The 11,613-nt window shown below is 65.8% G+C and carries 10 protein-coding genes; 3 read left to right on the forward strand and 7 right to left on the reverse strand.

Translation table 11 applies throughout. From position 1 onward, the window contains the following. Window positions 1-10: 10 nt before the first annotated feature. The 4 genes from M2361_RS09745 to flgB all read right to left on the reverse strand — a co-directional run bounded on the left by M2361_RS09745 (window position 11) and on the right by flgB (window position 3,122). Window positions 11-1,480: a flagellar hook-basal body complex protein gene (locus M2361_RS09745; protein WP_259248503.1), complete on the reverse strand. Its 1,470-nt coding sequence runs from the start codon at window positions 1,478-1,480 to the stop codon at window positions 11-13. A gap of 71 nt (window positions 1,481-1,551) precedes the next feature. Further along, window positions 1,552-2,253, reverse strand: a complete 702-nt coding sequence (locus tag M2361_RS09750; protein WP_259248505.1) for a flagellar hook capping FlgD N-terminal domain-containing protein — start codon at window positions 2,251-2,253, stop codon at window positions 1,552-1,554. A 19-nt stretch (window positions 2,254-2,272) separates the two neighbouring features. After that, the gene (flgC, locus tag M2361_RS09755; protein WP_100855436.1) at window positions 2,273-2,692 is read right to left on the reverse strand and encodes a flagellar basal body rod protein FlgC; all 420 of its coding nucleotides are present in this window, start codon (window positions 2,690-2,692) and stop codon (window positions 2,273-2,275) included. A 22-nt stretch (window positions 2,693-2,714) separates the two neighbouring features. After that, window positions 2,715-3,122: a flagellar basal body rod protein FlgB gene (gene flgB / locus M2361_RS09760; protein WP_100857704.1), complete on the reverse strand. Its 408-nt coding sequence runs from the start codon at window positions 3,120-3,122 to the stop codon at window positions 2,715-2,717. Between the two features lie 177 nt (window positions 3,123-3,299). Here flgB and flgA point away from each other — a divergent pair, with 177 nt between their 5' ends. The 3 genes from flgA to M2361_RS09775 all read left to right on the forward strand — a co-directional run bounded on the left by flgA (window position 3,300) and on the right by M2361_RS09775 (window position 4,951). After that, a complete protein-coding gene (gene flgA / locus M2361_RS09765) occupies window positions 3,300-4,016 on the forward strand; it encodes a flagellar basal body P-ring formation chaperone FlgA (RefSeq protein WP_259248512.1) in 717 nt (238 codons plus the stop codon). Between the two features lie 127 nt (window positions 4,017-4,143). Further along, the gene (gene flgM, locus M2361_RS09770; RefSeq protein ID WP_100855434.1) at window positions 4,144-4,437 is read left to right on the forward strand and encodes a flagellar biosynthesis anti-sigma factor FlgM; all 294 of its coding nucleotides are present in this window, start codon (window positions 4,144-4,146) and stop codon (window positions 4,435-4,437) included. A 37-nt stretch (window positions 4,438-4,474) separates the two neighbouring features. Continuing rightward, window positions 4,475-4,951: a flagella synthesis protein FlgN gene (locus tag M2361_RS09775; RefSeq protein WP_050450239.1), complete on the forward strand. Its 477-nt coding sequence runs from the start codon at window positions 4,475-4,477 to the stop codon at window positions 4,949-4,951. Window positions 4,952-5,151: 200 nt separating this feature from the next. Here M2361_RS09775 and flhF read toward each other — a convergent pair whose 3' ends face one another. From flhF to flhB, 3 genes are read right to left on the reverse strand one after another with little or no spacing between them, the layout of a single operon-like run. After that, complete coding sequence (gene flhF / locus M2361_RS09780) at window positions 5,152-8,286, reverse strand: flagellar biosynthesis protein FlhF (RefSeq protein ID WP_310508898.1); 3,135 nt, start codon at window positions 8,284-8,286, stop codon at window positions 5,152-5,154. Continuing rightward, on the reverse strand, window positions 8,286-10,403 hold the full coding sequence (flhA, locus tag M2361_RS09785) for a flagellar biosynthesis protein FlhA (protein ID WP_259248518.1): 2,118 nt from the start codon (window positions 10,401-10,403) through the stop codon (window positions 8,286-8,288). Before flhA ends, flhF begins: the two co-directional genes overlap by 1 nt. Before the next feature lie 3 nt (window positions 10,404-10,406). After that, window positions 10,407-11,561, reverse strand: a complete 1,155-nt coding sequence (gene flhB, locus M2361_RS09790; RefSeq protein WP_259248520.1) for a flagellar biosynthesis protein FlhB — start codon at window positions 11,559-11,561, stop codon at window positions 10,407-10,409. Window positions 11,562-11,613 lie beyond the last annotated feature (52 nt).

Raw genomic sequence — 11,613 nt, forward strand, 5'->3', positions numbered from 1 at the left:
CGAGCCAGCTTTACTTCAGGTTCATCAGGACTTGCATGATTTCGTCCTGGGTCTTGATGGTCTGCGAGTTGGCCTGGTACGTGCGCTGGGCAATGATCATGTTGACCAGTTCCTTGCTCATGTCGACGTTGGACGCTTCCGTGGCCTGGCCGACCACGCGAGACATGCCGTTGGTTCCGGGCTGGCCCAGGATCGGCTGACCGGAGGCAGACGTTTCGGTCCAGGCGTTGTTGCCCACGGGCTGCAAGCCTTGCAGGTTGGAGAAGTCAGCCAGCACGATGTTGCCGACGATTTGCGTTTCGCCGTTCGTGTAGCTGGCCACCAGGCTGCCGTCGGCGCCGAAGTTGATGCCGCTGAATTCGCCGGACGTGTAACCGTCGGGCTTGGCCACCAGCTTGTAGTCGCTGCCGTACTGCGTGGTGCCGGTGTAGTTCATGGCGATGCTGAGCGGGTCAGCCGGCGTCACGTCGCCGCCCGGGGTGGCGTAGGTCAGCGTCACAACCGGGGCGCTGGTCATCGCGCCGGCCTTGTTGAACGTGAACTGCTGGGGGTTGCCCCACACGCCGCCTGCCGCCGTGGTCGGCGCCATGGCCTGGCCGTCCATCGTGTAGTACACGTCGTAGACGCTGTTGCCGGCGGCATCGGCCGGACGCTTGACGAAGTACTGCATCACCTGGTGCGAGTTGCCCAGGGAGTCAAACACCGTCATGGGCGACGCGTTGGTGTAGCTGCTGGAAATGGTCGGATCGAAGGGACGACCGATTTCCGTGACGGCGGCGGTGTAGTTGACGTAGCCCGGAACCTGGGTGATGTCGCCCGAGGTGATGGCGCCCGTGCCGTCAACGACGATTTCGTTCGGCGCGGTGCCGTACGTGGCCGCAGGCGGCGCACCGGCTGCCCAGACCAGATCGCCCGTTGCGTTGCGCGTGAACGCGTAGTCCGTGCCGCCCAGGTTGACCGTGCCGTTGACGGCCGGCGTGGTCACCGTATCCGTCAGGTAGATCACTTTGGCGTTGGCGTTCAGGTTGGCCACGGTGGTGCCGGTGGCGGTGGCCTGCGGCGCCACGTTGGCGGTCGGCACTTGCAGTTCGACCGGGTTGGCGCCGATCGCGCCCGCCGGGTAACCCGTCAGGCGGTAGCCTTGGGCGTTGACGATGTAGCTGTTCTTGTCGACCAGGAATTCGCCGTTGCGCGAATACATGACCGCGCCGCTTTGGTCGGTCAGGCGGAACATGCCCTTGGCGCCGTCAATGGCAATGTCGTATTCGCCGCCGCCGCCCTGCACGGTACCCACCGTGAAGCGTTGGTTGATGGCGGCCACTTTGACGCCCAGGCCCACACGCGAGCTGGCGTAGACGTCGGCGAACGACGCGGTGGCCGATTTGAAGCCGACGGTGCCGGAGTTGGCAATGTTGTTGCCGATAACGTCCAGGTTTTGCGATGCGGCGTTCAAGCCGCTTAGTCCTTGTCCGAAGCCCATGTTTTCTCTCGCTGATCTTTATCTAGGAAAGCCGCCGCTTGTGCGTCGGCACCGATTCATGTCCGCCCGATTCAGGCGCCGCCGATTACCTTGCGCACATCCAGCATGCTGGCCTGGCCGTCCAGGCCCATATCCAGACGCAAACCGTCGGTGGAGTACGCCACGCTCTTGACCTGGCCGTAGCTCAGCACTTCCGAATTGATCTTCTTGCCGTCGCCATCGGTGGCCAGGACGGACACGGTGTACGCGCCCGGCTCCAGCACCACGCCGCTGTCGTTCTTGCCGTCCCAGTCCAGCGTGTACACGCCGGTCTTTTGCTCGCCCATTTCAATGGTGCGCACGATGGCGCCGTTGGCGTCGGCGATGCGCACTTGCACCTTCTGCGCGTCGGCTTGCAAGTCCAGGCCGTAAGGGGTGACCACGCGCTCGGCGGCGTTATCGCCGTCGACGCCGACCTTGATCTTGTTGCCGGGAACGAGCACGCCCTTGCCGATCATCGCCACGGCGTTCATCGACTGCGACACGTCGATCTGGCCGCTGATGGCCAGCATGGTGTTCTTGAGGTTGTTGACGCCTTCCACCGTCGCGATTTGCGCCATCTGCGAGGTGAGCTCGGCGTTTTCCATCGGATTCAGCGGATCCTGGTTCTGCAACTGCGTCGTGAGCAGCTTCAGGAACTGGTCCTGCAGGCCCTGCGCCGTGATGGAGCTGGTGGAACCCGTTTGGGCCAGGGCCATGCCGGTAGCGCTGGTGTTTTGATTGACGGTGGTCATGGATTCACTCTGTCAGGGATTAGGACTGACCGATGGTCAGGGTCTTCTGCATCAACGACTTGGCGGTGTTCAACACCTCGACGTTGGCCTGATACGACCGCGACGCCGCGATCATGTTGACCGTTTCGGCCACCGGATCGACGTTGGGCATGCTGATGTAACCCTGGGCGTCCGCCAGCGGATGCTTGGGGTCGTAAACCTGTTTCAAGGGCGACGGGTCCTGGATGACGCCGGCCACGCGCACGCCGCCGATCTCCTGCCCCATGGCCTGACCCGGAGCCGGGTTGACCTGGAACACGACCTGGCGGGCGCGGTACGGCTGGCCGTCCGGGCCGACGACGCTGTCGGCGTTGGCCATATTGCTGGCCGACACGTTCATGCGTTGCGACTGCGCGCTGAGCGCGGAACCGGCGATATCGAAAATGCTCAACAAGGACATTGCCTGTTGCTCCCTTTATGGATCAATCCTGAATAGCGGTTTGCAGCGTCCGGATGCGGCCGGAGATCATCTGCATCGTGCTCTGGTAGTGCAAGGTGTTGTCGGCGAACTGCACGCGCTCGATATCCATGTCCACCGTGTTGCCGTCCATGCTGGGCTGGTACGGCAGGCGGTACAGCAGGTCGGTCGGACCTTGCGAGACGGCCTTGGCGGGAATGTGGCGCGCCGAGGTCAACGTCAGCGAGGTGTCTTCCAGGCGCTTGGAGCCTTCCATGGCGTTCTGCATCGCGGCCTTGAAGTCAAAGTCGCGCGCCTTGTAGTTCGGCGTGTCGGCGTTGGCGATGTTGGACGACAGCACTTCCTGGCGCTGCGCGCGCAGTCCCAGAGCCTGCTGGTAGAACCGGAAATCTTCATTAAGCCTGTCGAGCATCGTGGCGCCTTCTTGCGTTGCAATACGGATAGAGCACGGGACGCCGAACACACCGGTATCCCATTGGATGACGGAATCATAGGGGCCGACGGCGTAACACAATCAGCCAAATAACCTGCCATTTCTCATCCAATTCACGTATTGCCAAGCGCGGCGGACTCCTACAATTCAGTCATCATGAAAATCTCCGCACGACTCCTCCTCGCGCGCGCAAGCGGCCTGATCGTTCTGGCGCTGGCCGGTTCCGGCGCCGCGCTGGCCCAAGCCGCGGCCAGCCAGCCGCCCGGGGCGATCGCTTCTGTTGCGCAAGACTATCTGCTGGATCAGTTGGCCGGCCTGCCCGGCCAGCCCGCCATTACCGTGGACGCGCCGCGCGTGGAACACCTGACGCCCTGCGACGCCATGGCCCCGTTCATGCCGTCGGGCATGCGGCTGCGTTCGCGGATGACGGTGGGCGTGCGGTGCAACGCGCCCAAGCCCTGGACGACCTATGTGCAGGCCACGGTCAGCGTGCCCGGGTACTATTACGTCGCTTCGCGCTTGATCGCGGCGGGCCAGGCGCTGACGCCGGACGACCTTTCGCCCCGGGATGGCGACCTGGTGTCGCTGCCGCCGGGTGCCATCACCGACCCCCAGATGGTTGAGGGCATGACGGCCGCCTACCGGATCAACGCCGGCCAGCCGGTGCGAAGTTCTTCTTTACGCAATGCCCAAACGGTGCTGCGCGGCTCCAACGTGCGGATCAATGCGCGCGGCAAGGGGTTTGTGGTCAGCAGCGAGGGCGAGGCGCTGGACAATGCGGCGCCAGGCGCCCGAGTGCAGGTCCGCACCGCGAACGGCCAGGTGGTCAGCGGTGTGGTGCGCAACGCGGGTTTGGTGGAAATACAACTGTAGGGTCTGTTACAAATCGCGTTGCGGCGGCGGGCAAGCTGCCCTAAAGTTCCCCCCTGCCCTGTCGTTACACAGACATATGTAGGCGGATCCGTCGCAAACCGACCCAGGACGCCCTGCGGAGAAAACCTTGAAAATCAATTCGACCTCCAACCGGCCTCTTTCGGCCGACGCCGTGAGCCAGCGCCCGGATTCCGCCGTTTCGCAGGCGTACGGCGCCAGCAACGCCTCGGGCTCCAGCAGCTCGCAAGTGGCGTTGAGCTCGGCATCGCGCAAGATGCTGGCCTTGCAAGACGGCTCGAACGACATCAACGTCGAGCGCGTGGCCGCCATCCGCGCCGCGATCGCCTCCGGCCAATTGAAGATCGACACCGGCCGTATCGCCGACAGCCTGATCGCCAGCGCGCGCGATCTGCTGAAGTAATCCTTGTTCAACGCCTGATCATCCACAAAGTATGACCATGAACCCCGTCGACGCCCTCCAGTCCTGCATGCGTCAGGAAGACGCCCTGATCACCGAGTTCTCGGCGATTCTGGAAGAAGAGACCGAGGTGCTGGTCGGGCCGGGCAACGTGGGCGCGCTGCAGACCATTACGGAACGCAAGGGCCGCGTGGCACAGCAATTGGTGGATCTGAGCGACACGCGCGACGGCCTGTTGGCCGAAATCGGCCTGCCCGCCGGTCACACCGGCACGGAGCAGGCCGCCGTGCTGCACCCGCAGTTGTCGGGTGTCTGGCAAGCGCTGTTGAGCAAGTCGGCATCAGCCAATGAAATCAATATGCGCAATGGCGCGCTGATCGACGTCCACCTGCGCTACACCCAGCAATCGCTGGACGCGCTGCGCGACATCAACGGCGCCAAGGGCAACGTCACATACGACGCCTACGGCCGCGGCGCCCGAGGCGCCCCCAGCCGCAAACCCATCGTCGCCGGATAAGTCCCGCGCTACACGTAGGATGGGTGAAGCGCGGCACGCCCGCCAGAGAAACACCAGCGCGTAACGCGCGAAACCCATCAGCCACGGGCAGATATAACCGGGACCACCGCACGATGGGTTACGCGCGATGCAGCCCCTGCGATCTTGCCAAGGTTCCCGCGCGCTTCACCCATCCTACGAGCACCACTGCGAATTCTGGATCAACCCGCCGCCATCTCCAACATCGCGAACATCTTCAATATCGCCACCGGCAGCAACTTCCCTGACAGCTTTCGTTCCGACCCCATAATCCCCGACAACGGCCCGCGCGCCACCCCGGCAGACGCCGAATGCGCCATCTGCCAGCACGCGGCGCCCAACTGGCCCGCCATCAGCGACTGCCTGGCCAAGGTATGCGCGCCATCAACGGCCGGCAGTGCCTGCCAGGCACTTGCCATATAGCGGAAGCCCGCCTTGGCCTCATCCTGCAACACCAGCCACCGCGCCACTGTCGCCGCGTCGGCTTGTGACGCAGGCAGGTTCGTCACGCCGAACAACTGGCCCGCTACCTCACCGCTTGCCGTGTCGATCAACCGCGCGCACACCAAACGGAACGCCGCGTGCTCGCCACGGCCCGGCAAGGCGATCTCCGTACCGGACGCCCACAGCGCCAACGGCACCTGCTTACCACCCTGCTCGCTGACCAACCCCGGCATGTCACCCGGCTGACCCACGGGCAAATACCCCACGCTCTTGCCAACCGCATTCAAATTGGTCGGGCATTCGTCCTGCACCACGCGCATGCCGCCTGGGCAGCGTGCCACCCATGACGCGCCCTGCCCGCTTAGCGACTGCCACAACGCCGACGTACCCGCCTCCAGCAGATGCACCAGCGGCAGGCGCGGTAACTGCTCGCCCAGCCAGCGCACGCGCGCCTCCAACGCCGGGCCGGCATCCGCCAGACCGGGCGCCGCGGGCGCAAACGACGTCAGCATGCCGTGGGCCAGCGCCAACTGCTGCGCCGGCGCCGCCAGGGCCACGCCGCGATCGCTCATCAGCAGGGACCCCATCAACACGCCACCCGGCAAGCCCTCGCCTTTCATGCTGGTCTTGCCGTGCATGGCCAGCAGATGCCGGTTGCAGACCGACGAGAATTCCCGCCGCACCATCGCCAGCGGCTCGTCGGCCAAACCCGCCAGGCTTGCGCCCGCGCCGTCGCCGACATACTCACGCCAGGATGCGCGCGCTTGCACGCAAGCCGGGTCGTTGTCCAACAACCCGATCGTGTCGTCCAGGTTCTGCGCCGCCGCAACCGATGCCGAGCCGCCTTGCGGACGCAGGATCGCGGATGCCAGCAGTTGCCGGCGGCGCGCGGGGTCCACCGCGTCCGCTTCGCGGGCCGACGGCACCAGCGACGCCAGATCCGCTTCGCTGGGCGTGTACAAGGCGCGCGCGCGTTCGACCATCTGAAAAGCGCGGTCGATCAGCACGTCGGCGCGCGCCAGTTCCATGTGTTCCGGGACCTTCTGCCCCACCGACATGTAGTGAATCGGCAGGCGATGGCGAATCGCCGTGTCCAGCGCCGCGCCCAGGCGCGTGGCTTCGTCCAACTTGGTGATGATGCAACCGGCCACATCCTCGCCCACCCCATTGCGGTAGGCGTGCGCCACTTCGTCCAAGGTATCGCCCTGGCTGGCGGCGTTCAGCACCAGCAGGCGGCGCACCGGCTTGCCCGCGTTGCACAGCAAGGTGGCCTGCTCCGCCACGAGGCGGTCGCGCTGGCTGATGCCGGTGGTGTCGATCAGCACGATCTTGCGGTTGCCGAGTTCGGCAAGAATGCGGCGCAGCTCGCCGGCGTCGCGCACTGAATGCGCGGGCACGCCCATCAGGCGGCCGTAGATTTGCAACTGTTCAAGCGCGCCTATCCGGAACAGGTCGGTCGTCAGCATCGCGACCTGGTCGCGGCCTTCGCGTGCCACGCAACGGGCGGCCAGCTTGGCCAGCGTGGTGGTCTTGCCCACGCCGGTGGGGCCGACCAGGGCGTAGACGCCACCGGCCAGGAATTCGTCTTCCGAGCGGACCACGGGCAGGTGCGTGACCAGCTCGTTGCGCGCCCAAGCCTGGGCGGCGTCCGTCGACAGTCCTTGCGGCAGTCGGTCGACCAGCGTGCGAACCAGCTTCGTGCTGAAGCCGGCATCAAGCAAACTACGGAACAGCGCGGCGGCGGCGGGCTCGCGGCCCGAGCCGGGGCGACCGCCCCACAGCAGGCCGTCCATGCGAGTTTCCAACGCACCGCGCAAGGCGCTGATGGCGTCCTGCAAACCGGCGTTGGAGTTCGCCGGCAGCGACGGCGGCGCCATGGGCGGCGCCTGACGCAGCGGCGCGTCCGGCATGCGAGCCATGGACGGTGCGGATGCGGCAGCCGAAGCAGCCGGTGTATAGGCGGGCGCCGAAGCAAGCGCGGACGCCGGCGGCACATAGGCGGGGGCCGACGCAGGCGCGGACGCAGGCGGTGTATAGGCGGGTGCCGACGCAGGCGCGGACGCAGGCGGCGCATAGGCGGGTGCCGACGCAGGCACGGACGCAGTCGGTGCGTAGGCAGGCGCCGACGCAGGCACGGATGCAGCCGGTGCATAGGCGGGCGCCGACGCAGGCGCGGACACAGCCGGCGCATACGCAGGTGCCGAAGCCGGCGCAGACGCGGCTGGCGCATACGCAGGTGCCGAAGCCGGCGTCGCCGGCCGGGCGGGAGGCAAGGCTGGCAGTTCCACACGGGTCGCCGCGCCGGTCAGCGGCGCAGCGGGCTGCGCGGCGACGGACGGGGCGGCCACTTGCGCGGGAGCTGAATGCAGCATGGGAGCCTGCTGCGCGGACGTCGGGTGTAGCGACGCGGGGGCAGGCGTTGTGGAATGGGGTGTTGCGGATTGGGGCTCAACGGCGCCGTTCGACACCGGCATCGCATCCATCTCCGGCACTGCCGACGAAGCAAAGGCGGACTGGTATGCCGCGATGGAGCGCGACGGCGTTGAGTAGTTGGCCTGCGGCATCGGCGCCTGCGCGGGCGACGGCGTCAAGTAACCGCTCTGCGGCATCGGCGCCTGCACAGCCGCCCCACCGAACGGCGAACTGGTCGGCGCAGGTTGTCGCGCATCAACCGCAGGCGCGGCATACCCCGCCGTTTCCCGCTGCGGCGTTTCCGACGCCGCGTCCTCAAACGCGCCATCCACCGTGGCCAGCACTTCCACACCGCCATCGACGCTGCGGTTCGACACGATCAAGGCATCCGGCCCCAGCACCTGGCGCACCTGGCGCATCACTTCACGGCTGTTGACCCCAAAAAAGCGGCTTATCTTCATTACCCGTTGCTCCCGCCGATCATCGCGGTCACGCGGACCATGCGTTCATCGGGTATTTCCGTATTCGACAACACGCCCAACTGCGGCAGATGGTGCCGCAAGAAGCGCGACAGCGGCGCGCGCAACACCGGCGACACCAGCAGCACCGGCGCATTGCCTTGCGATTCCTGGCGTTCGACCGCAGCCTGCGTCTCGCGCAGCAAGGTGTCGGCCAGGCCCGGCTCCAGGCCACCGCTGGTGGTCATGGCCTGCGACAGCACGCGCTCCAGCTTCACGTCCAGCCCGATCACCCGCAGCTCGCCCTCGCCCGGGAACCACTGCTGCGTGATCGCGCGGCCCAGCGAACGGCGGACCAGCATGATCAGCTCGTTGATATCGGGCTGCCCGCCCGTGCCCGCCGCCTGCGCCGCCAGGCGCGGGCCGTGCTCGGACAGCGTATCGATAATGGTGCGCATGTCGCGGATCGGCACTTCTTCCGACAGCAGGCCTTGCAGCACCTTCTGCAAGGCAGTCAGCGACAGCGTCTTGGGGACCAGGTCTTCCACCAACTTGGGCGCGTCGCGGCCGATGCGGTCCAGCAACTGCTGCACTTCCTGGCGACCCAACAGATTCGACCCGTGGCGATGCATCAAATGGTTCAAGTGCGTAGCCACCACCGTGCCGGCGTCCACCACCGTATAGCCCGCCACCTGCGCCTGGTCGCGCAAGCCCCCGTCGATCCACAGCGCGGGCAAACCGAATGCCGGGTCGGTGGTGGGCGTGCCCTTGATCTGTACCGTGACACCGCCCGGGTCGATGGCCAGCCATTGGCCTGGCATCGCCACGCCCTGGCCCACCTCGACCCCCGACAACAGGATGCGGTAGTCGTTCGGCTTCAGTTCCAGGTTGTCGCGGATGTGCACCACCGGCGGCAGAAAGCCCACGTCCTGCGCGAACTTCTTGCGCAGGCTGCGGATGCGATGCAGCAGTTCGCCGTTCTGGGCGTGGTCCACCAGCGGGATCAGCCGGTAGCCCACTTCCAGCCCCAACTGATCCACCATGGACACGTCGTCCCAACTGGCCTCGGCGGCCGCGGCCTGCGCCTGCGTGATCGCTTGCGGCGGCACCTCTTCTGCGGCTTGCGCGGCGGCCACTCGGCGCTTGTGCAGCGTCCAGCCGCCCCAGCCCAGCGCGGCGGCCAGCGTCAGGAAAGCCACGTGCGGCATGTTGGGAATCAGGCCCATGATGCCGATGATGCCCGCCGTCAGGAACAGCACGGCCGGGTTCGAGAACAACTGGCTCATGATCTGCTGGCCAATGTCCTGATCGGTCGACACGCGCGACACCACCACGCCGGCGGCGGTCGAGATCACCAGCGCCGGGATTTGCGCGACCAGGCCGTCGCCGATGGTCAGCAGCGTGTAGACGCGGCCCGACTCGGCCATCGACATGTCGTGCTGGGCCACGCCCACGATCAGGCCGCCGATCACGTTGATCACCATGATCAGCAGGCCGGCGATGGCGTCGCCGCGCACGAACTTGCTGGCGCCGTCCATCGAGCCGAAGAAGTCCGATTCCTGCGAGACCTCGGCGCGGCGCTTGCGCGCTTCGTCTTCACCGATCAGGCCGGCGTTCAGGTCGGCGTCGATCGCCATCTGCTTGCCGGGCATCGCGTCCAGGGTGAAACGCGCGCCCACTTCGGCGATACGCCCCGCACCCTTGGTGATCACGATGAAGTTGATGATGGTCAGGATCACGAACACGATGATCCCGACCGCGAAGTTGCCGCCCACCAGGAAGTGGCCGAACGCCTCGATCACCTTGCCGGCCGCGTCGGGGCCGGTGTGGCCGTGCAGCAGCACAACCCGCGTGGACGCCACGTTCAGCGACAGGCGCAACAAGGTCGCGAACAGCAGCACGGCCGGAAAGGCGGCGAAGTCCAGCGGCTTGCGCGTGAACATGGCCACCAGCAGGATCATCACGGACAGCGCAATGTTGAAGGTGAACAGCAAGTCCAACAGGAACGTGGGCAGGGGCAATACCATCATGCCCAGCACCATCACGATCAGGATCGGCCCTGCCAGAAGCCGCGCATGGCCGGCCCCGCTACTCTTCAACATGGTGAGCAAAGCGCTCATTCCTTAGACTCCTTGTGCTGCGGTTGATGCCTGCGGGTCCAGCGCTGCGGGCACGGCCAGTTTGGTCGGGGTCGATGGCTCGTCCCCCCATCCTGAACGCCACGAACGCAGCTGGAAGACCCACGCCAGCACTTCCGCCACCGCGGTATATAGCTCGGCCGGGATTTCTTGCCCCAGCTCTACGTGTTGATGCAATGCGCGCGCCAGGGGCGGCGCTTCCAATGTGGGAATGCGGTTCTCGGCGGCCAGTTCGCGGATCTTCGCCGCGATCAGGCCCGTGCCCTTGGCGATCACGCGCGGGGCGCCGCTCTTGTCTTCGTCATACTTCAGCGCCACGGCATAGTGCGTCGGGTTGGTCACCACCACGTCCGCCTTCGGCACTTCCGACATCATGCGGCGACGCGCGGCCTGGCGCTGCTGCTGGCGAATACGCGCCTTCACGTGTGGATCGCCTTCGCTTTCCTTGTGTTCCTGGCGCACGTCTTCCTTGGACATGCGCAACTTCTTCAAATGGCTCCAGATCTGCCAGGGCACATCCAACAGCACAATCACCAGCAGGGACGCCACGATGAAGACGCAGCACAGCGCTACCAGCGACAGCGCCTTGATCAAGGCGGCCGATGGGGCCACGTGCATCAAACCCATCATCTCGTCGTGATAGCGCCAGATGACCCAGACGGCCACGCCGCCCACCAGCAGCGCCTTGGCCAGCGCCTTGATCAGTTCCACCACCGTCTGCGACGAGAACATCCGCTTCAGGCCGGCGAAAAGGCTCAGCTTCGAAAAATTGGCTTGCAAGGGCTTGCCCGAGATCACGATGCCGCCCAGCAACACGCTGGACAGCACGGCCACCACCATCAGCACGCCGAAAATGGGCAGCAGCGTCATCAGGGCGTGGCCGAAGCCGATTACCGCCTGTTCAACCATGACGCCGGGATCCGTCACAATGCGCTGATCGAACGCCAGGCCGTTGTGCAGCACGCCGCTCAAGCCCTGATACAGCGAACCGCCGCCGGCCCAGATCATGCCCACGCCGGCAGCCAGCATCATGAACGTTCCCAGTTCCCGGGAACGCGCAATCTGCCCCTCCTCGCGCGCCTTTTCCAGGCGCCTGGGAGAGGCTGCTTCGGATTTCTCGAGGTCGCTTTCTTCAGCCATGCTCTGCGGTTCTGTTGCGGCTCGCGGATTTTCGGATTACGAGCCGCCCGCC

This window comes from Achromobacter sp. JUb104 (genome assembly GCF_024806975.1).
Lineage (GTDB): Bacteria > Pseudomonadota > Gammaproteobacteria > Burkholderiales > Burkholderiaceae_B > Achromobacter > Achromobacter spanius.

What these genes read in the sequence shown, in the direction of transcription:
- flhF (WP_310508898.1), bottom strand. Translation starts at nt 8,286, where the DNA reads ATGAAGATAAGCCGCTTTTTTGGGGTCAACAGCCGTGAAGTGATGCGC.
- flgC (WP_100855436.1), bottom strand. Translation starts at nt 2,692, where the DNA reads ATGTCCTTGTTGAGCATTTTCGATATCGCCGGTTCCGCGCTCAGCGCG.
- flhA (WP_259248518.1), bottom strand. Translation starts at nt 10,403, where the DNA reads ATGAGCGCTTTGCTCACCATGTTGAAGAGTAGCGGGGCCGGCCATGCG.
- flgA (WP_259248512.1), top strand. Translation starts at nt 3,300, where the DNA reads ATGAAAATCTCCGCACGACTCCTCCTCGCGCGCGCAAGCGGCCTGATC.
- M2361_RS09750 (WP_259248505.1), bottom strand. Translation starts at nt 2,253, where the DNA reads ATGACCACCGTCAATCAAAACACCAGCGCTACCGGCATGGCCCTGGCC.
- flhB (WP_259248520.1), bottom strand. Translation starts at nt 11,561, where the DNA reads ATGGCTGAAGAAAGCGACCTCGAGAAATCCGAAGCAGCCTCTCCCAGG.
- M2361_RS09775 (WP_050450239.1), top strand. Translation starts at nt 4,475, where the DNA reads ATGAACCCCGTCGACGCCCTCCAGTCCTGCATGCGTCAGGAAGACGCC.
- M2361_RS09745 (WP_259248503.1), bottom strand. Translation starts at nt 1,480, where the DNA reads ATGGGCTTCGGACAAGGACTAAGCGGCTTGAACGCCGCATCGCAAAAC.
- flgB (WP_100857704.1), bottom strand. Translation starts at nt 3,122, where the DNA reads ATGCTCGACAGGCTTAATGAAGATTTCCGGTTCTACCAGCAGGCTCTG.